Source organism: Brevibacillus sp. FSL K6-0770 (assembly GCF_038000275.1).
Lineage (GTDB): Bacteria > Bacillota > Bacilli > Brevibacillales > Brevibacillaceae > Brevibacillus > Brevibacillus parabrevis.
In genome coordinates this window covers 5,389,149-5,409,599 of the sequence record NZ_JBBOBQ010000001.1, presented here as the reverse complement: position 1 = coordinate 5,409,599, position 20,451 = coordinate 5,389,149, and the positions used below count along the sequence as shown (strand labels likewise).

24 protein-coding genes are annotated in these 20,451 nt (G+C 42.7%); all 24 read left to right on the top strand.

What is annotated here, in order from left to right; translation table 11 throughout:
- The first annotated feature begins 15 nt into the window (after positions 1-15).
- The 24 genes from NST23_RS25715 to flaG all read left to right on the top strand — a co-directional run bounded on the left by NST23_RS25715 (position 16) and on the right by flaG (position 20,450).
- Positions 16-594, top strand: coding sequence for a DUF6470 family protein (locus tag NST23_RS25715; protein WP_173596398.1), 579 nt, complete (start codon positions 16-18; stop codon positions 592-594).
- Positions 595-607: 13 nt separating this feature from the next.
- Positions 608-1,024, top strand: coding sequence for a flagellar assembly protein FliW (locus tag NST23_RS25710; protein ID WP_173596399.1), 417 nt, complete (start codon positions 608-610; stop codon positions 1,022-1,024).
- 11 nt (positions 1,025-1,035) lie between these two features.
- On the top strand, positions 1,036-1,311 hold the full coding sequence (csrA, locus tag NST23_RS25705; protein ID WP_173596400.1) for a carbon storage regulator CsrA: 276 nt from the start codon (positions 1,036-1,038) through the stop codon (positions 1,309-1,311).
- A complete protein-coding gene (locus NST23_RS25700; protein ID WP_173596401.1) occupies positions 1,308-2,006 on the top strand; it encodes a class I SAM-dependent methyltransferase in 699 nt (232 codons plus the stop codon). The genes csrA and NST23_RS25700 overlap by 4 nt, the downstream gene beginning before the upstream one ends.
- A 195-nt stretch (positions 2,007-2,201) precedes the next feature.
- Positions 2,202-3,026, top strand: coding sequence for a flagellin N-terminal helical domain-containing protein (locus NST23_RS25695; RefSeq protein ID WP_173596402.1), 825 nt, complete (start codon positions 2,202-2,204; stop codon positions 3,024-3,026).
- 130 nt (positions 3,027-3,156) lie between these two features.
- Positions 3,157-3,738, top strand: coding sequence for a hypothetical protein (locus tag NST23_RS25690; protein WP_173596403.1), 582 nt, complete (start codon positions 3,157-3,159; stop codon positions 3,736-3,738).
- Positions 3,725-5,602 carry a motility associated factor glycosyltransferase family protein gene (locus tag NST23_RS25685; protein WP_173596404.1) on the top strand — a complete coding sequence of 626 codons (1,878 nt, stop codon included), beginning with the start codon at positions 3,725-3,727 and terminating at the stop codon, positions 5,600-5,602. The genes NST23_RS25690 and NST23_RS25685 overlap by 14 nt, the downstream gene beginning before the upstream one ends.
- Positions 5,603-5,617: 15 nt before the next feature.
- Positions 5,618-6,628: an NAD-dependent 4,6-dehydratase LegB gene (locus NST23_RS25680; protein WP_173596405.1), complete on the top strand. Its 1,011-nt coding sequence runs from the start codon at positions 5,618-5,620 to the stop codon at positions 6,626-6,628.
- Positions 6,625-7,800 carry a LegC family aminotransferase gene (locus tag NST23_RS25675; protein WP_173596406.1) on the top strand — a complete coding sequence of 392 codons (1,176 nt, stop codon included), beginning with the start codon at positions 6,625-6,627 and terminating at the stop codon, positions 7,798-7,800. Before NST23_RS25680 ends, NST23_RS25675 begins: the two co-directional genes overlap by 4 nt.
- A gap of 179 nt (positions 7,801-7,979) precedes the next feature.
- Positions 7,980-8,507: a TylF/MycF family methyltransferase gene (locus tag NST23_RS25670; RefSeq protein WP_217365012.1), complete on the top strand. Its 528-nt coding sequence runs from the start codon at positions 7,980-7,982 to the stop codon at positions 8,505-8,507.
- A gap of 28 nt (positions 8,508-8,535) precedes the next feature.
- Entirely contained in the window at positions 8,536-9,438 is a 903-nt protein-coding gene (locus NST23_RS25665) for an ATP-grasp domain-containing protein (RefSeq protein ID WP_173596407.1), read from the top strand.
- Entirely contained in the window at positions 9,410-10,069 is a 660-nt protein-coding gene (locus NST23_RS25660; RefSeq protein WP_173596408.1) for an HAD family hydrolase, read from the top strand. The genes NST23_RS25665 and NST23_RS25660 overlap by 29 nt, the downstream gene beginning before the upstream one ends.
- Complete coding sequence (gene neuC, locus NST23_RS25655) at positions 10,066-11,226, top strand: UDP-N-acetylglucosamine 2-epimerase (RefSeq protein WP_173596409.1); 1,161 nt, start codon at positions 10,066-10,068, stop codon at positions 11,224-11,226. Before NST23_RS25660 ends, neuC begins: the two co-directional genes overlap by 4 nt.
- Positions 11,226-11,897, top strand: coding sequence for a PIG-L deacetylase family protein (locus NST23_RS25650; protein ID WP_173596410.1), 672 nt, complete (start codon positions 11,226-11,228; stop codon positions 11,895-11,897). The genes neuC and NST23_RS25650 overlap by 1 nt, the downstream gene beginning before the upstream one ends.
- Before the next feature lie 15 nt (positions 11,898-11,912).
- Positions 11,913-12,992 carry an N-acetylneuraminate synthase gene (gene neuB, locus NST23_RS25645; RefSeq protein WP_173596411.1) on the top strand — a complete coding sequence of 360 codons (1,080 nt, stop codon included), beginning with the start codon at positions 11,913-11,915 and terminating at the stop codon, positions 12,990-12,992.
- The gene (locus NST23_RS25640) at positions 12,989-13,621 is read left to right on the top strand and encodes an acetyltransferase (RefSeq protein ID WP_173596412.1); all 633 of its coding nucleotides are present in this window, start codon (positions 12,989-12,991) and stop codon (positions 13,619-13,621) included. Before neuB ends, NST23_RS25640 begins: the two co-directional genes overlap by 4 nt.
- Before the next feature lie 13 nt (positions 13,622-13,634).
- Positions 13,635-14,684 (top strand): nucleotidyltransferase family protein, encoded by a 1,050-nt coding sequence (locus tag NST23_RS25635; RefSeq protein ID WP_173596457.1) that lies wholly within the window; start codon positions 13,635-13,637, stop codon positions 14,682-14,684.
- On the top strand, positions 14,681-15,592 hold the full coding sequence (locus NST23_RS25630) for a Gfo/Idh/MocA family protein (RefSeq protein ID WP_173596413.1): 912 nt from the start codon (positions 14,681-14,683) through the stop codon (positions 15,590-15,592). The genes NST23_RS25635 and NST23_RS25630 overlap by 4 nt, the downstream gene beginning before the upstream one ends.
- Positions 15,589-16,308, top strand: a complete 720-nt coding sequence (locus NST23_RS25625) for an acylneuraminate cytidylyltransferase family protein (protein ID WP_173596414.1) — start codon at positions 15,589-15,591, stop codon at positions 16,306-16,308. The genes NST23_RS25630 and NST23_RS25625 overlap by 4 nt, the downstream gene beginning before the upstream one ends.
- Positions 16,289-17,116 carry an SDR family oxidoreductase gene (locus tag NST23_RS25620; protein ID WP_173596415.1) on the top strand — a complete coding sequence of 276 codons (828 nt, stop codon included), beginning with the start codon at positions 16,289-16,291 and terminating at the stop codon, positions 17,114-17,116. The genes NST23_RS25625 and NST23_RS25620 overlap by 20 nt, the downstream gene beginning before the upstream one ends.
- A gap of 27 nt (positions 17,117-17,143) precedes the next feature.
- On the top strand, positions 17,144-18,025 hold the full coding sequence (locus NST23_RS25615; protein WP_173596416.1) for an SGNH/GDSL hydrolase family protein: 882 nt from the start codon (positions 17,144-17,146) through the stop codon (positions 18,023-18,025).
- Complete coding sequence (locus tag NST23_RS25610; RefSeq protein WP_242775242.1) at positions 18,025-19,047, top strand: Gfo/Idh/MocA family oxidoreductase; 1,023 nt, start codon at positions 18,025-18,027, stop codon at positions 19,045-19,047. Before NST23_RS25615 ends, NST23_RS25610 begins: the two co-directional genes overlap by 1 nt.
- A gap of 12 nt (positions 19,048-19,059) precedes the next feature.
- Complete coding sequence (locus tag NST23_RS25605) at positions 19,060-20,034, top strand: Gfo/Idh/MocA family protein (RefSeq protein WP_173596418.1); 975 nt, start codon at positions 19,060-19,062, stop codon at positions 20,032-20,034.
- Positions 20,035-20,114: 80 nt separating this feature from the next.
- Positions 20,115-20,450 (top strand): flagellar protein FlaG, encoded by a 336-nt coding sequence (flaG, locus tag NST23_RS25600; RefSeq protein ID WP_173596419.1) that lies wholly within the window; start codon positions 20,115-20,117, stop codon positions 20,448-20,450.
- Position 20,451 lies beyond the last annotated feature (1 nt).

The following is a 20,451-nucleotide window of genomic DNA, read 5'->3' as shown; positions in this document are numbered from 1 at the left end:
TAGGGAGAGTAGCCGATGCAAATTCCAAAAATTCGATTGGAGAGCACGTTTGCTCAACTAGGATTAAATATAAACAAGCCTGTCCAGGAGATTAAACAGCCGCAAGCTGAATTGAACCTGCGACAAGTACCTGCAAAGCTGCGAATTGAACAAGCTCGCACTGTTTTGTCCATTGATTCTAGTCAGGCGCGTACCAACATTGGTATTATGACTTCTATGGAATTTACAGCTAGTCTTGCTTCATATGGTCAACAAAAAGCCCTCCAAGCCATTGCGGAGAAAAGTCAGGAGGGAGACAGAATGATGCGGATCTATACAAAAGAGAATGTCATAGCATCTATTGGCAGAGAAAAAGGTTTGCGCATGTTGGAGAGTGGATATACACCGCCGGCAGCGTCAACTGATGAAGGTGTAGAGATCCGTGTCGAGTCGACGCCTGTGAACATCCATGTTGAGCGCAACGGAATGAGTATTGATCCTGTGATTAAACAACCTGAACTGTCATACAAGCCGGGGAAGGTGGAGCCATATATGATACAGTACAATAGCCTGAAAATTGATACTGTAGGCGGTCAACTGGATCAAACGATATAAGCGAGGGGAAAACATGAACGCAAGTCAACGAGTGGAATTGGGCAAGCTATTTTTTGAAGATGGTATTCCGGGGTTTTCCCATTTGCAGTTTTTTCAGTTGATGCAGGAAGAAGAAAGCCCTTTTTTTCTGATTCAGTCTGCTGAAGAAAGGGAGATCGGGTTTTGGGTGGTCAATCCATTTGTTTTTTTCAGCGGATACGAATTTGAACTTTCTGAAGCAGCTAAGACTTCACTCCGCATAGAAGATGAAACCCCCATAGCAATCTTTACAATTGTAACTATTCGAGAAATGCAGCGTGTCTCTGTGAACTTGAAGGCACCTATTGTGGTTAATCTCGCAAATCGTATGGCCAAACAAGTAATTTTACAGGACGACACATATTCCATTCACCAGCCGTTGTTAGTCGAGCAAATCTCGACAAGAGAGTAGGTGATGTTCAAATGCTAGTATTATCTCGCAAAAAAAATGAGTCTATCATGCTGAATAACAATATAGTCATTAAAGTGATTTCTGTTGATGGAGAAACGGTTCGACTAGGGATTGAAGCACCAAGAGATGTAGAAATTTATCGAACCGAAATATATGAAGCGATTCAAGAAGAGAATCGTGTAGCCTCTGAAAGCACAGTGTCGTGGTCCTCTATGAAGGCTATTTTGAAAGAAGAACAGAGGACTGTACATGAGGATGTTCATGAGAAAGAAGATGATGAGACATGAGTAGCTACAAGTCAGAATGGGAAGCTTCCTATCAGAACAAAGATAACTTTGTTTTTTATCCTCATGAAGAAATTATCAGGTTCACATCGAAGTATATTCGCAAGCGAACAGGTCTGTTCGAGTTTCGAGATGTTTACACGAATTCGTCTAAGCCTAAAATATTGGATTTGGGATGCGGAATTGGACGGCATGTAATATATGCTCATCAGATGGGGCTGGATGCTTACGGCATCGACCTTTCTGATACGGCAATTCAAGTAGCGGTCACATGGGCAGAAAAAGAAGGCATTTCAAATTTAGACAGTAAAGTTAGACAAGGATACACGCAAAGTCTGCCGTGGGAAAATGATTTTTTTGACTTCGTTATAAGTCACGGAGTCTTGGATAGTATGCGGTTTGAAGAGGCCACTCAAACCATGGACGAGGTTAAGCGAGTATTGGTAAAGGGCGGGCTATTCTACTGTGATTTAATCTCCGGAGATGATTCTCGTCATGCTCGGGAATTTTCGGGAGAAGAAGACGTGGAAACTCTTCATGAGAAAGGAACCGTCCAGTCTTATTTTAACTACGGGAAAATTGAAAAGCTGATTGGATGTAATTTCGAAATATTGGAATGTAATCTGATCAGACGCGAGAACGTTAATACGGGTGGCTACTCTTCCAGGTATCATCTCATTTTGCGAAATATGAAGTAACTTGAATCTCCTTTTTGGTTAGGTGTACAAAGAGGAGATTTTTTTGAAAAAAACTTTTGAAATCCATTAAAGTTGACGAGTAATTTACCGATATAAGTAATGTAGGGACAAAGTTACAAGCGCGCGATTGTAAAATAGTCCTAAATAGATCTCAGTCACATGGACGTGACGGGTATAAATCAAGGAGGAAAAACAATGATTATCAACCACAATATTTCCGCAATGAACACTCACCGTCAATTGAGTGTCAACACAGGCAACCTGTCGAAAAACGTTGAAAAGCTGTCTTCCGGCTACCGTATCAACCGTGCTGCTGACGATGCTGCTGGTCTTTCCATCTCCGAGCGCATGCGCGCACAAATCCGTGGTATGGAGCAAGCTTCCCGCAACTCTCAAGACGGTATCTCCTTGGTACAAACAGCTGAAGGTGCATTGCAAACTGTAAACAACATCCTCGTTCGTGTAAAAGAACTGGCTACTCAATCTGCGAACGGTACTTACGATTCCGATGCAGACCGCAAACGCCTGCAAGAAGAGTTGACAGAGCTGTCCAACGAGGTAACAAACATCAAAACTAACACCAAATTCAACGGTATCAGCCTGTTGGATGGAAACTCCAATAAAGACATCGACCTGCAAATCGGTCAAGATGCTGCCCAAGTTCTGACTCTGGACACTTCCAAGTTCAATCTGACCAGCGTTGCAACTAAAGTTGGCGCTTGGAAAATCGATACTCAAAGCGCTGCGAAAAGCGTGCTGAAAAGCATCGATGCATTCATTAACAAAGTATCTGCTGCTCGTTCCTACTTGGGTGCTAACCAAAACCGTTTGGAAAACACCATTAACAACCTGAACATCACTGCTGAGAACCTGACAGCTGCTGAATCCCGTATCCGCGACGTAGATATGGCGAAAGAGCAAATGGCGTTCACTAAGAACAACATTCTTACACAAGCTTCTCAAGCAATGCTGGCACAAGCAAACCAATTGCCACAAGGCGTTCTGCAATTGCTCCGCTAATTTTTCAGTGCAAAATAAAGCATGGGTTTCCACCTGGAAGCCCATGCTTTTTTATTTTTCCATGTTTATCATATAATTGAATGTTGAAAAGGAACCGATATACATAAAGAGCGATGAAAGGGAGGTTCTCATGAAGATACTAGTAGCTGGCCAAGAGTACCATGTTGATCGGACACAAGAAAACGTTATCGAATACATTTTTTCTATTATAAAAGCAACGATGGCAGAAAAAACAATGACGTTTTGCGGAGTGCGAATCGATGGCAGAGAGGTATACAAAGATTTTGAGGAAGAAATCGCCGAATCGATTGAAACGATTGAAACGATTGAACCAATTTTAATGACAGAAGAAGAGTTGGCGAAGGAAACGTTATTATCGATAAAGGATTATACGAGCCGTTCGATAGAGTATCTCAATGGGTTGGCTTACCACTTTCAGACAGAGAATGTCACTTCTGAAACGTGGGAGGATTTGGGCAAGCTTGTAGAAGGACTGATGTGGATCCAAAATACCACTCCATTTTATCCAGAGTATGAAACGCTCTTTACTTTCACTAGCGAAATGGAAACCATCAATACGGCAGTAATTCAACAGGATACTGGTTTGCTTGGCGACATGATTGAATATGAGATTATCCCTCGCTATCAAGCTATCCAAGAAGCGCTGGAGGATATTGGCTCTCAAGAGGTGAATGGGAATGGTGCTAATTGATAATGTGAACTCTTTAAAAAAGCACTATCCAGAAATCTGGGCGAAGTGTCGAAACCCGAAGCTTGAAATAAAAGATCAGGTGAAATTGGAACCAACTCAGATGCAAGGTTGGACAGTATCCATTCTTATGGAGTCTGGATGGAATTACGTTCACAGCAAGTATAATCCGGAAAAGGAAGCCGAGCGTTTTATCGATTCGTTGGAAGAGATCCAGGATCGGCATGTATTATTTTATGGTGCGGGATTTGGTTATCATATTGATGCGTTCATTAAAAAATTTCCCAATACGCCCTTTTCCATTTATGAGCCGAATATGGCTATTTTTCAGCAGCTGATCGAGCGTAAAAAAATTGATGAATGGATTCCTGTCAAAAGGTTGAAAAACTTGATGGTTGAGGAAAATCCAGACGATTGCAGAAAATATTTAATAGAACTGACTAATCTTTTGGAAGACGAAATTTATCTCGTTATTTTACCAAGTTATAAACGGATCTTTTCTGAACAGACGCAAACTTTCATCAAAATGTTTCGCGATGTTGTATATGCTGCGCATGAACGGATTATTACCGGAAAAGTTTTTGCGAAAAGAATGGCAATTAATGGGTTGTTTAATTTGCCCGCCATCGTCAAGACACCCAATATCCTTGCTGCACATAACGGGTACTTCAAAGGGAAGCCAGCGATCATTGTTGGGGCGGGACCATCGCTCAACGACGAATTCGAAAACCTGCGTTATATCAAGGAAAATGGTTTAGCATACATTTTTGCTGTTGGATCATCTATCAACCAATTGCTGAATGCTGGAATAGTGCCAGATGCCGCTTTCGCATACGATGGTAGCGCGATGAACACGAAAGTTTTCCGAAAGGTACTCGAAAACGAGATTGACAGTGTTCCTTTGATTTTTGGTAGTACGATGGGATTTGAAACAGTACAAAATTATCCAGGGAAAATGAGCAATTTTTTGGTGCGTGATGATTATATCATCGATCTGTTTTTGAAGGATGAAGATAATCGTCCATTCCACTATATTGACAGGTTCGGCAGCATTGCTACCTTAACTTTGCAGATTCTGGACCAATTGGGCTTCTCCCCTATCATTTTCACAGGACAAAACCTTGCCTATCGCGGCGGCCAGGTATACGCCCAGGGTGTCGAATATACAGGTACTGATTTGGGAGATAAGAAAAAAGAATATGCGGTTGAGGTAAAAGATGTACACGGCAATGTCACATTAAGCGGTCGGGGTCATGTTGAAATGAGAGAGGAAATGGAAGCCCTCATTCAAAAGATTGCAAGAACAGATATTATAAACACAACCAAAGGCGGCGCACATATAGAGGGTACCGTCTTCCTTCCTATGGAACAGTTGATTGCAGAACAACTAACGATCCCGCATGTAGTAAAGACAGATTGGCTGGAAGTAATCTCCCAACAAGATGGTTATCGCTACGACTTGGAGTATTTTAAAAAGGTGATTCGAGAGTTGCTTTCTTCCTGCGACGAACTTGGCAAAATCATTCGACGATTTGCTGAACTGCTGGAGGATATGGATCGATTTATTGAGAGTCAAAATAACAAGCAGTTGGAAGTTTGCCTTACCAAATTTGATAAATTGTTTGATCGACTCCAGGCGAATAAACTTAATATGCGAATCGTTCAACCGATGAATCATATGGAGTTTCAGTTGGTACTAAAAATGTTTGATGATATACGGCCAGAGCCTGATCCAAAAACAAAATCACGTCGTGTGGTTGATCAATTCGGTAACTATTTGAGTTCTTGCAAAAGTGATTCTGTGCTTGTCAAAAAGATCTTGGAAGATATTCACGAGAAAATACTGGGGGAACCAATTGTAGTATAGACTGGAGGCGCTGAGATGAACCTCAGTGGAAAAAAAGTGCTTGTTACTGGAGCGGATGGTTTTATCGGCTCCCATTTGACGGAGAAATTAGTGCGAGATGGAGTAGATGTAAAGGCTTTTGTGAATTATAACTCGTTTAACTCATGGGGATGGCTGGATCATTCCCCAAGAGAAATCCTGAGCGAATTGGATGTTTTTGCTGGGGATATTCGAGATCCGCATGGAGTAAAAAAAGCGATGCAGGACTGTCACGTCGTCATGCATTTGGCGGCTCTTATTGCCATTCCATATTCCTACCATTCACCCGATACTTATGTGGATACGAACATTAAAGGGACGCTGAATATTCTGCAGGCTGCTCGTGAATGTAGCGTGGAAAAGATTGTACATACCTCTACCAGTGAAGTTTATGGGACAGCAAAGTTTGTACCTATTACTGAAGAGCATCCGTTACAAGGCCAATCGCCTTACTCGGCAAGCAAAATTGGTGCTGATCAAATGGCAATGTCATTCTATAACTCGTTTGATTTACCTGTCGCTATTATTCGTCCTTTTAACACCTATGGCCCTCGACAGTCCGCTCGCGCTGTGATTCCTACCATTATCACGCAAATCGCGAGTGGGCAAAACGTTATTCGTCTGGGCTCCATTCATCCGACTCGTGATTTTAATTATGTACAGGACACAGTAAGTGGCTTTATAGCGATAGCACAGTCGAGTCAATCCGTAGGAGAGGTAATTAATATAGGTAGCAACTACGAAGTATCCATCGGAGAGACAGCAGAGATCATTGCTGAATTGATGGGGCAATCGATTGACATCCAAACAGATGATAAACGGATTCGTCCAGAAAAAAGTGAAGTTGAGCGTTTGTGGGCGGATAATACAAAGGCCAAGCAATTGTTGGGATGGGAACCGGCATATGGGGACAAAAACGGGTTGAAACGCGGATTGCAGGAAACGATCGAGTGGTTTACGAATCCAGCGAATCTATCGCAGTATAAGGCAGGTATATATAACGTATGATGCGACCATTTTCAGTTGAAGCGGTAGTATCCACTATAAAAGCAGTAGCCGATACCGATAAAGCATTTGTTGCTCTTCATGAACCTAGTTTCCAAGGGAATGAATGGAAGTACGTAAAAGACTGCCTGGATACTGGCTGGGTGTCGTCTGTTGGCAAATATGTAGATCGTTTTGAGGAAATGCTTGCCGAATATACAGGTGTGAAGCGTGCTGTTGCCGTGGTAAATGGCACAGCTGCTTTGCATATTTGCTTGAAGCTGGTGGGGGTCGAGCAAGGGGACGAGGTGTTGATTCCAACGCTGACTTTTATTGCAACGGCAAACGCAGTTGTTTACTGCGGAGCGATTCCTCATTTTGTTGATGCATGTGAAAAGACATTGGGAGTTGATCCTCACAAGCTTGAAGGCTATTTGCAGGAAATTGCAGAAGTCCGCGGCGATGGTTGCTACAACCGAATTACCGGAAGGCGAATTAAAGCGTTAGTGCCGATGCATACTTTTGGACATCCTGTGGACCTAGACGCGATTGTGAGCGTATGCGAGCGGTTCCGGCTGGAATTGATAGAAGATGCGGCTGAATCACTAGGATCTTATTACAAGGGAAAGCATACCGGGAACTGGGGACGTGTTTCGGCACTCAGTTTTAACGGGAATAAAGTTATTACAACAGGTGGCGGTGGCGCAATTTTAACCAATGATGAGTCATTAGGGAAATTGGCGAAGCATTTGACCACCACGGCCAAAAAAATGCACAAATGGGAATTCGAGCATGATCAAGTCGGTTATAACTACCGCTTGCCCAACATAAACGCAGCTCTGGGATGCGCACAACTGGAACAGTTACCAGACTTCCTGAGCAGAAAAAGAAAGCTGGCCAATTTATATCGAGATGCTTTTAGCCAATTGGCTGGGATTTCATTTTGGGAGGAGCAAGAAAACGTTTCGAGTAATTTTTGGCTCAATGCATTGTTGCTGGATCAGGATAACGTGGAGCTTCGCGATGAGATACTGGAGTTAACTAATTCAGAGGGCATTATGACAAGGCCTGTGTGGAAGCTGTTACATACACTGCAAATTTTCGAGGGATGCCCGAGTATGAAAATCGACACAGCGACAGTCATTGAACGGAAATTGATCAATATTCCAAGTAGTCCTGGGTTGATATCCTTATAAAGGAGGAATCAGAGTGTCGACTGTTTTTGAAAAAGGATATGGTTCTCTACAGAATAGACTTGATAATTTTGAGAAATATATTCGGCGACAAACGATGACTAGATTTTTAGCTAGATATGAGTTGTTTAAACTACAAGCCAATATAAAGGGAAGCATAGTTGCATCATGGCGGTGGCGTAATGGCATGGGCAAAACTGTCTTCGGGTCTTGAACCGTATGCTTTTGATCGAAGAGTTATTGGATTTGATACATTTGAAGGATTTCCTTCTATTCATGAGAGCGATCAAGGAAGTATTAGTAACGAGAATAGTCAAATGCGTGTAGGTGGTTTTGCTACAGGTTACGATTCTTTTCAGGAATTGACAGATGTGATTCAAGAATATGATCAAAACCGATTCTTGAATCAATTTTCTAAAGTGGAATTGGTAAAAGGCGATGCGACTCATACTATTCCGCAATATATAAAAGAAAATCCACATTTATTGGTAAGCTTGTTATTTTTGGATTTTGATCTGTATGAGCCGACAAAAGTAGCATTAGATCATTTTCTCCATCGGATGCCAAAAGGAGCAATTTTGGCTTTTGACGAAATTCACAACCCATGGTGGCCTGGGGAGACACAAGCATTACTAGAAACATTGGACCTTAGAAAAACACAAGTCAATCGCTTTCCGTTTGAGCCAAATATCTCGTATATAGTCTTGTAGTAGATAAAAAGATAGGGGGAGACTCGCTATGCTAAGGATTTTGACTGAAGCATCCGGGAGCATGTCAGCCGCCTACATCATTCGTGCCATTCGACAAGCTGGTCATGCGGCAATTGCATCTGATATCGACCCGGATTGTGTCGGGCGATACCTCGCAACAGATTTCATTCGGATGCCATCTAAGAATGCCCCTGATCTTTGGGAACAAACGGTGGAAAAACTGATAGATCATAAAGTGAATGCGGTTATTCCCTCGCTAGATGAAACATTGAGTGGCTGGGCAGAGCGCCAACAGCAAATGTCCCAACTAGGTATTGATATAATTTTGTCTCCTGTAGAAACGGTACGTACTTTTCAGGATAAGTGGCAAACTTATCAATTTTTTGTTCGTGAAGGAATACCGACTCCTGCTACGAGCCTTGAGCAAATATTCCCGTTGGTAAAACCAAGGAATGGTCGCGGGGCAGTTGGAGTACGAGTGGAAAAATCCAGTGTGGAAATGGACGGGATGATTTCACAAGAGCTTGCAAGTGGAATTGAATATACCGTAGATGTTTTTTGTGATAAAGAGTCACATCCAGTATACATTGTACCACGTCGCAGAGAAGGGGTTATTCAAGGGAAGTCTACTGGAGGAATTGTAGAGAAGCAACCCTTGATCGAAGAATGGGTGCAAAAAATATGCAGGGCTATCCCTTTTGCCGGGCCGGTTAATATGCAATGTTTTTTGCAAGAAAATGGTGAGATTCAATTTATTGAAATTAATCCTCGAATTGCGGGCGGCATGGCTCTAGGTTTTGCGGCCACAGAAAATTGGATCTCGTTGATGGTAGATCATTTTATTTATGGAAAACGAATCACTCCTAAGCCTATCCAATATGGATTGAAAATGAAGAGGTATTATGCTGAAGTCTTTGTTTCCAACAATTGATTGGGATATTGTGAAATACGTCGGATTTGATATGGATGGGACCTTATATGATGAACTGGAGTTTATCAGGCAGGTGTATGAGCCTATTGCCAGCTTGATAGCCCCATTTGTCAGTTCGCCTGCTACTGATGTCTATCAAAGTCTACTAGAAAGATGGCTGGAGAAAGGAAGCTCGTACAATCGAATTTTTGACGAAATCCTCTCGAATGGTGAATTAAGTGAGAGCGAAAAAGCAGCTATCATTGAGGAATGCTTGCATATATTCAGAAATTATTCGCCAAAATTGGCATTGACACATAGAGTTACTTACTTGCTTCAGCACTTTCACCAAAAATACGGTATGTTTCTTATAACGGATGGTAGGGTTCCATTACAGAGGTCCAAATTCCACGCACTTGGGTTAACAAAGTGGTTTGAAGAAGAAAATGTTGGTTTTACAGGTCTTTATGGAAGTGCATATGGGAAGCCATCTCCCCTCATAGTAAACAAAATAAAGCTTTTACATGATGTGAAGAATCCAAGACAGGTAGTTTTTTTCGGTGATAGAGAGGTAGACGAACAGTTCGCCAAAGGAATTGGATATCAGTTTGTTTTAACCCATTGTTTGCAAAGGGAGAGAGCGTCAAGATGAAAAAGCGGAAAGTGCTAGGTGTGACCGGAATTCGTTCTGAATATGACATCATGTCTTCTGTCTACTGTGCGATTGAATCCCATCCTAACTTGGAACTGGAATTGATTGTGACTGGAGCCCATTTAAGTGATGCTTATGGACTTACTGTTAACGAAATCAAACAAGACGGCTTTTTTATTGCAGAGGAAATCGAGAGTTTGATAAATGGTGACCAGGCTTCTGCGCGAGTAAAAGGCTTGGCTATACAGTTGCAAGGTCTGGTACAGGCAGTAAATCGGATAAAACCAGATTTTTTACTAGTATTGGGAGACCGTGAAGAATCAATGACGACTGCTCTGGTGGGAGCATACATGAACATTCCTGTTGCTCATGTTGCTGGAGGAGACCGCGTAGTGGGTAACGTAGATGATCAGGTTAGGCATGCAGTTTCCAAGCTAGCTCATTTGCATTTTGTTACAAACGAAGAGAGTGCTACCCGGTTGCTTAAAATGGGGGAACAATCTTTCCGCGTTTACAATACAGGTAATCCAGGATTGGATCGTATTCGACAGACACCAGTTCTTTCTAGAAAAGAATTATCTACAAGACTGGGTTTTACAATCGAAGAAAACGAGCCACTCCTTTTGCTGATTCAGCATATTATCTCGACAGAAATTAACGAAGCCTACTTTCAGATGAAGCAGACGATGGAAGCGGTTAAGGAACTGGGAATCAAAACGATTCTAAGTTACCCGAACTCAGATGCAGGTAGCCAGCAATTAATTAAAGCTATACAAGAATATCAAGATCTTCCGTATCTTTATATGGCAAAAAACATTCCCAGACTGGAATTTGTTAATATCATGAGAGAGGCGAGCTGCATGATTGGCAATTCTAGCGCTGGAATTCTTGAAGCTCCTTTATTGCATCTGCCTGTAATTAATATAGGAAACAGGCAGAAGGGCCGATTACATGCAGAAAATGTTCAATTTGTTCCGCACTCCGTTCCGCAAATATGTTCGGCTGTTATCAAGGCTATCTCAGATAGGAATTATCGAGAACAGGTAAAGAATTGTGTCAATCCTTATGGCGATGGATTTTCTTCACAGAAAATAGCAAATGTGCTGGCTGATATTCCTATTGATGACAATCTTTTAGTAAAGGACATTACATACTAATGAGCAGAAATGTACTTTTTATTGCTCCGCATCCCGATGATGAGACATTGGGTTGTGGGGGGACGATTTATAAACACGGTGAACAGGGCGATCAGGTTCATTGGATAATTGTTACGGAGATGAGGGAAGAGCAAGGATTTTCCGCTGAGAAAATTGCGGTTAGAGAGCGAGAAATAGAAGCGGTTGCCACGAAGTACAATTTCACAAGTACACATAAGCTAAAGTTACCAACTACGAAACTGGATGAAGTAGGGATGAGCCTGATTGTGGAGAGAATGGGTGCAGCTATTCTTGCCATTCAACCAGAAGTGCTCTATATTCCATATCCAGGAGATGTCCACACCGATCATAAATATGTCTTCGATGCTGCCGTCTCATGTACTAAATGGTTTCGCTACTCCTTTGTAAAAAGAGTGTTGGCTTACGAAACCTTATCTGAAACGGAATTCGGTTTGAACCCGGATACGAACGGGTTTCGACCAAATGTTTTTGTGGATATTACCGACCACTTAGAAAAAAAACTAGAAGTAATGCGTATGTTTGAAAGCGAAGTGGGTACTTTTCCGTTTCCAAGAAGTGAACAAACTATTCGTTCTCTCGCATATGTCCGCGGATCGGCTGCTGGTGTTGAAGCTGCGGAAGCATTCATGCTCTTAAAAGAGATATTGTAAAAAGAAGGTGATTTTGTGAGAAGAAAAACCTTTATCATTGCTGAAGCAGGCGTCAATCACAATGGTTCCTTGAAAATGGCAAAAGAACTTGTGCATCAAGCGGCAGTAGCAGGGGCTGATGCAGTGAAGTTTCAGACGTTTAAGGCGAAAAATATTATCAGCAAACATGCTGAAAAAGCCGATTATCAAAAGAAGACGACTGATGAGCAAGAGTCCCAGCTTAACATGGTCGAAAAGCTTGAAATGACGGCAGACATGCACGAGGAGTTAGTGGCATACTGCAAAGAATTGAACATTAAATTTTTGTCTACACCATTTGACCTTGAAAGTGTGGATTTATTGGCCGAGCAAATCCGCGTGGATCAACTCAAGCTGCCTTCTGGGGAAATTACAAATGCTCCACTTTTGTTGAAAGCTGCGATGACAGGCTTGCCGATTATTCTTTCCACAGGAATGTCTACCTTGGGGGAAATTGAGGATGCACTCGGTGTCCTTGCGTTTGGATATGTGCATTCGGATCAGAGTTCATCCATTTCAGCCTTTCAGAGAGCGTTCGCGAGTGCTGAAGGACAACGAGCGTTACAACAGAAAGTGTCATTGCTTCATTGCACAACGGAATATCCAGCCCCTTTTAGGGAAGTCAACTTGAGGGCAATGGATACGTTGTCTACAGCATTTGGTCTCCCTGTTGGATTCTCTGATCATACAGAAGGTATTGCTGTTCCCATCGCAGCCGTTGCGCGTGGTGCCGTTATTATTGAAAAACACTTTACTCTGGACAGAAATTTGCCTGGCCCGGACCATAAAGCTTCTCTTGAGCCGCAAGAGTTGAAACAAATGATAGAATCCATCAGGCAGATCGAGTTGGCGTTGGGAACCAACGTGAAAATGCCGACATTGTCGGAACTAAAAAACAAGCATGTTGCACGCAAAAGCTTGGTAGCCGCGCACAGTATTAAAAAGGGAGAGCTGTTAACCAGCGAAAATATTACTGCCAAACGGCCGGGGAATGGAATTACGCCAATGCATTTTTGGGAACTGATTGGAAAGCCAGCAATGAAAGATTATCAGCCTGATGAAGTGATTGAACTATGAAAAGTGTGCTAATTCTTGGTGGAGGTGATCATGCCAGAATTGTCGCCGAGGTGTTGATGCTTCAGGGCTATCAAATTGTTGGATACACAGATGTAACGAATAAAGGAAAGCTTTGGGGTATTCACTACTTGGGCGATGATTCTGTTGTGGAGACCTACTCAGCGGACAAGATTTTGTTAGCCAACGGCCTTGGTTCCATAGGCGATAATTCGGGCAGAATGCGACTCTACCTTTCTTTTAAGGAAAAAGGGTATTCGTTTATCAATGCAATTCATCCAAGTGCAATCATCTCTCCTAATGCAATTGTAGGGGAAGGCGTGCAAATTATGGCGGGGGCAGTTATCCAAGCGGGTACCAAGTTGGGATGCAATACCATCGTCAACACACGTGCTTCAGTAGATCATGATTGTATCATAGGAGAGCACGTTCATATTGCACCTGGGGCTACATTGTCTGGAGGCATAACAATTCATGCGAGTTCTCATATAGGCACGGGCGCTGTCATTATTCAGGGCATCGTAGTAGGAACGTCGAGCATCATCGGAGCTGGGACCGTAGTGATAAGGGATGTCCCGGAACAGACGAAGGTAGTGGGAGTACCTGCTAAAATAATTGGGACTTGCAGCTAGAAAGGTGTGAGGAATAGTGAACTGGAGAGATCTGCTAGTATCTCCTCAAACTCCTATCATTAATACGTTGGAAATTATAGATAAAAATGCACGGCAAATTGCACTTGTAGTGGATGAAGAAGATCGCTTGCTGGGTACTGTAACCGATGGTGATATACGTAGAGGCTTGTTAAAGGGACGAGCTTTGACCGATCATATTTCTTTAGTAATGAACTCGTTCCCTACTGTGGCCTCTCCCTACGATACTAGGGATAATGTGCTGGCTTTGATGAAAATTAAACAGCTCCACCAGATCCCGGTTGTTGACGAGGATGGTCGGATTGTTCATGTGGAAATTTTAGATGAACTGCTTAGGCCGAAGAAGAAGGAAAACTGGGTCGTATTAATGGCCGGGGGTTTGGGAACCCGGTTACATCCCCTCACGCATGATTGCCCTAAACCGCTTTTAAAGGTGGGGGACAAACCAATATTAGAAACGATCTTGCAAAGCTTTGTAGACCAAGGCTTCTATAAATTTTATATCTCAGTGAAGTATAAAGCAGAGATGATCCAGAAACATTTTGGATCAGGTGAGCGATGGGGTGTGACGATTCGCTATATTGAAGAACAGCAATCTTTAGGGACGGCAGGAGCACTGAGCTTGTTGCCGGCAAGACCGACTGATCCATTTTTCGTCATGAATGGCGATTTATTGACGAAGGTACATTTTGAACAATTGCTTGACTTTCATAAGAACTATCAGGCTCATGCAACTATGTGTGTTCGTGAGTACGATCATCAGATTCCGTACGGGGTAGTCAGACTGGACAAGCAGCGGTTGACAAGCATTGAAGAGAAGCCAATACAGCGCTTTTTTGTGAATGCTGGAATCTATGTGTTGAATCCAAGTGTACTTGAATATATCCCGCATAACACATATCTGGATATGCCAAGCCTGTTCGACAAGCTATTGAAAGAAGCAAAAGATACGATTGCGTTCCCGATTCGAGAGTATTGGTTGGACATTGGGCGAATCACAGACTTTGAGAAAGCGAATAGGGAATACATGGAGGTATTCAGTTGAAGGCACTTGTTATTGGCTTCGGGTCTATCGGGATGCGGCATGCGAGAGTGCTAACCAGTCTTGGTTGTAAAGTAGCTGTTGTGAGTCGTCGTGAAATTGAATGGGATTGTTATTATCCTTCTATTTCGGAAGCGTTAATAAGAGAAGAGCCTGACTATGTCATTGTAGCTAACAGAACATCCGAACATTTAGCCACCATCTCAGAATTAAATGCGAACGGATTTAAAGGGAAAGTCCTTATAGAAAAGCCGATATTTGATCATGAATGTAACATGCCCAACAACTCTTTTCAAAAATTATATGTGGGCTATAATCTTCGCTTTCATCCAGGTATTCAAAAATTACGGTCGCTATTAGCCAATAAAACAGTTTTATCTTTTCATGTATATACAGGTCAGTATCTTCCGCAGTGGCGCCCTCAGGCTGATTATAGAGAGTCTTACTCTGCGAGCAAAGAAAAGGGGGGCGGTGTTTTACGAGATTTGAGCCATGAACTTGATTATACGAATTGGTTACTAGGAGGTTGGGAAAGCCTGACTGCGGTAGGCGGGAAGTTCAGTGAACTCGAGATAAGCAGCGACGATGTGTACACGCTATTGATGAGAACAAAGCTTTGCCCTGCTGTAACCATCAGTGTGAATTATTTAGATCGAGTTGCGAAACGTTTTGTAATAGTGAATACAGACCACGGCACCATAAAGCTGGACATGATTCAAAGTACGATAACAGTAAACGAGGAACACACGGATTTTAACGTATCACGTGATTTTACGTATATCGAGCAACACAGAGCTGCTTTGAGTGGAGTGGATCATGACATTTGCCGATCTGATGAAGCTATGCAAGTAATGAGCATGATAAAAGCAGCAGAAGAGGCAAATGAGAAACGGAGTTGGGTCACAAGATGAAGAGGTTATGTACCATTTGTGCCAGAGGAGGATCAAAAGGGGTGAAAAATAAAAATATACGCCCCTTGCTAGGTCATCCTCTCATTGCGTTTAGCATTAAGCAGGCGAAGGCTTCTGGAATGTTTGAATGTGTAGCGGTCAGCAGTGATTCTAGCGAAATACTGGAGGCAGCCAGAAAGTATGGTGCAGACATACTGATTGAACGTCCCAGCGAGATGGCAACTGATGAGTCAGCGAAATTACCGGCTATCCAGCATTGTGTAACAACCGTGGAGCAACAGATGAAAACGACTTTTGATATTGTTATCGATATGGATGCGACTTCTCCATTGAGATATGTAGAGGACATTCAAGAGGCTATTCGGATTCTGGAAGAACAAGATGGAGCTAACTTGATAACGGGTGCCCCTGCCAGAAGGTCTCCATATTTTAACTTGGTTGAACTCGACCCGAATAATATTGTCCGCTTGTCGAAGCCATTGGAGCGACAGGTTGTTAGAAGACAGGATTCTCCAAAGTGTTTTGATATGAATGCTTCTATTTATGTGTGGAAGCGCGAAGAATTTTTCGCTCAGAAAACTCTCTTTAATGAAAAGACGTTGCTGTATGTAATGCCTGAGGATCGCTCGATCGATATTGATTCGGAAATTGATTTTAAATTTGTCGAGTTTTTAATGAGCGAAAAGAGGGAGAAATATGAAACCTTATTTGTATAAAAATATGTTTAGCTTAGAAGGAAAGACCGCTATTGTAACGGGGGGACTTGGGATACTCGGCAAGCAAATTTGTCAGGGACTTGCTGAATTCGGTGCCAATGTTGCTGTTATTGATTTAAATCAACAGGAAGCAGAAGAGTTTTCCAAAGAGCTTTCAGAGTCCTTTGGTGTCAAGTGTTTGGGGGTAGCATGTGATGTCTCCTCGCCAACATCTGTGAAAGAAATGGTAAATGAAGTTGTCAAAACGTTGGGGGAGATTCATGTTCTTCACAACAATGCTGCAAGCAAGTCCAAAGATTTAGATGCATTTTTCTCGCCGTTCGAAGAGTATTCTATGGATCAATGGCGTGAAATTATGTCCGTCAATATCGATGGCATGTTTTTGGTTGCTCAATCAGTAGGGAAGCAAATGGTACAGCAGGGAAAAGGGGGATCTATTATTCAAACGGCATCGATCTACGGGATCGTAGCTCCGGATAATAGAATTTATGAAGGGTCCCATTATTTAGGGCGGCAGATTAACACCCCTGCCGTTTATTCGGCTTCTAAGGCATCAGTCGTCGGACTGACTAAATATTTGGCTAGCTATTGGGCTCCGCAGGAAATTCGTGTCAATACTCTGATTCCTGGTGGAATTCAAAGCGGCCAAAATGAAGTCTTTATTGAGAAATACTCTAATCGTGTTCCGTTAGGCAGAATGGGAAGACCAGATGAGATTGTAGGGGTAATGGTGTACTTGGCTTCTGATGCATCGAGTTACGTAACGGGTCAGCAATTTGTAATTGACGGTGGTTTGTCAGCCTGGTAATGGAAAAATCGACATAGGGTGGATTTCATGAACATACTTATTTTGGGTGATTCCCTTGCTTTGCCGCGCCCTCACCGAATTAACAACTTTGATCCAGTTGTTGATAAAGAGTTGGCCGTTCATTTTAACGAGACGTACGGGTATCTTTTAGAGAAAGAGTTGCGTTCCAACTATCCTGAAGCGGACATAAGCGTAACGAATCGTGCTCAACGCTTCTCTACCATCAAGGATATTCACGAACAATTTGCAAACCATTTGTTCTTCTTTCAACCAGACGTAATTGTCCTTCAAGTAGGGATTGTCGACTGTTGGTTTCGAGAAAATTTGGGCGGGAAACAGCTTGTTGAGATTGGCGACTTTGAGAGATTCTACAGAGAGATTCTCTACCTTGCTGAGATGCGTCCTCAGACGAAACTGGTTGTTTTGGGAATTTGCAAAACTTCAATGAAGATGGAGCAACGCTATCCCGGAATCTTGCATCAAATATCTGCATACAACCAAGTTTTGAAAAGTGGTGCAAACCGTCACCAAGTATTTTTCATTGATATGGAATCACATGTTGATGCTTATCATCCGCATACGTATTTGTTGCCGGATGACCATCATTTGAATAAAAGAGGAAATGAGCTTGTAAGTCGGCATCTCCTCCAGATTACACGAGCCTTTTATGAGAACGTATTGGGGTGTCGATGCTTTGAAGAGGATATGCATAGGAGTTATATGCATTTTTCCCAATCATTCGAGGCATACCCTTATTACGGCGACAACTTGTACAACCTGATTGCTCTTTCGTATCAAATGAACGACTTTGGGAAAACCACTGAATATATCAAATTCGTTCGACAAAATAAAATTCAGCATCCTGTTTTACCTGAGCTTGTTGAAACGATCAAGGAGCAAATGAAGTGATGAAAACAATTGGGATTGTTGGACTTGGTCCGATGGGGCTTAGGTACGTAGAAGTGATGAAAAAAATGGAACAGATTAAACTGGCAGTAGTGGACTTGAGGCAAGAAGCAATTCAGCAAGTGAAAGAGCGGCAATTGAAGCATGAGGTCGTCGCCTATTCATCTCATGCGGACATGCTTCAACATGAGCAACTTGACGTTCTGATCATTGCAACGAACGGCCCCAGCCACTACCCCATCTATCTGGATGCGGTAAAGCATGGCGTGAAACGTATCATCTGCGAAAAACCGATCGCAACTTCTATTGCCCAAGCTAGGGAAATGGTTGAAATTGCCCGCGCAGAAGGCATTACCCTGGCTGTCAATCATGGGCGACGATGGTCAAAGGATTATGTATCGTTACGGGAAAAGCTGCGCAGCGGAATTATCGGTTCAGTGGAAAGTATCATGTTTTCAATGGGCGGCGGACAAATGGGGTGCAACGGTACCCATTTTATCGATCTTGCTGGTTATTTGCTGGAGCAAAATGTAGTACAAGTTTGCGGATTCCTGAATGATGAAAATATAGCGAACCCGAGAGGGGCTAATTTTAAAGACCCAGGTGGATATGCGATTGTCCATTTTGAAGCGGGCGCACGCATGTTTTTTGAGATGGCAGAAGATTTGGGGATTCCTCCGTTGATGGTTATTAATGGGAAATGCGGGCGTGTTACGATCAACGAAATAGAGCGCTTCTATTTGATTGAAACAAGAAACGAGGACGATTGGGCACTGCCAGTGACTCGTTATGGAACACCATTGCGGCGAGTTGAAAAAGAGAAATTGGAACTCGATATTCACGCTTTAAGTCATGATCTGCTGCAAGCTGTATTTCAGGATGAGGCACCTGCTGACCCCGAGTATGCGGTCAAGGCTCTAGAAGCTGTGATCGGGATTCATCTGTCCCATGAAAAGGGTAATAAACAAATTGCCTTACCGATTGCGGATGAGGAGTGCATAAATCGATTATTCAAATTTACGTAAAGGAGCGATTCGATGATTTCTCTGGGCATAATTGGAACGGGGACGATTGCTCCTTCTTATATTCAAGCAATCAATTGGCTAAACGAGAACCATGACGAGAAGATTCAAGTTGTAGCGGCGGTAAATCGTACCGAGATTGGTAACCAAAGGGCGCGGTGCGATTTAAACATACCTCGGACGTATACGAGCATTTCTGACATGCTTTCTTTTGAAAAGTTGGACGGTATCGTAGTTGCGGTTCCAGCTACAGCAATCTATGATATTGCACTTGAATTAATCCCATACCGAATACCAGTGCTATTAGAGAAGCCGCCCGGACTAACGAAACAGCAAGCCAATCATCTATCAGAGATGTCCAGACAGTTTAAAACCAGTGTGATGGTAGCCTTTAACCGTCGATTTTACAGCGTGGTTCGCCAAGCGAAGCTGCTAATTGATGAAATGGGAGGGCTGCTTGGGATGAGGATGGACGTATTTGAGCGGTACCGGACTCTCCGAGAAGCGAATTATCCAGAGGAAAAATTAGAAATGCTCTTTACCGGAAACAGTATCCATTGCATTGACTTAATTCGATACTATTGTGGCGAGACAAAAGCGGTAAATACGTTTCAAAATCCGCTAAAGGCAGAGCCATTGAATCATCGATATGCAGCCCTGATTGTATCACAAACAGATGTACCGATTACTTTTCAGGCGTATTGGCATGCATTGGGGAATTGGAATTACGAGCTTTACATCCCTGACGGTAAGATTCAATTTACAAACTTAGAGGAAGCGGTTGTTTTCTTTCGAAATCGCGAGCCTTATCGATTACTTCCGGATGAGGCTGATGTCGGTGCGAAGCCGGGATTCGCTGCACAACTTAAGTATTTTGTTACCAACGTGAGCAGTAATCGAACAGATGCTACTTACGAGGGAAGTATGTCTATCCATGATGCAGTACATACAATGTCTTTAGTCGAGAAATTGAACAATAGTACTGGGTAGAAAGCACGAAGAGAAAGTAAAGCTTTATCGTGAAAAAACCGATAACTAACATAAGAAATGATTCTTGAGGAGGATCAGGAATGGATGTCGGTTCAATTCACAATTATGGAAAAGCAAAGCCATTCACAGAGTTAAACCAGAGTCAAAATCCGCCAGTGGAAAAGCAGGCACCACTTCAAGAGCGAGTAGAAACGAAGCGAGAAATTGAGCAGGAGTTAGCGGGCATCAACAAGTGGCTGCAAACTACCAGCTCGCATGTGAAATTTACCCTCCATGAAGAACTAAACGAGTATTATGTACAGATTATTAACGATCAGACGAATGAAGTCATACGAGAAATACCTTCAAAGAAAATGATGGATATGGCTGCCAAAATGCACGAAATGATCGGACTGCTTGTTGACGAGAAGAGATAGG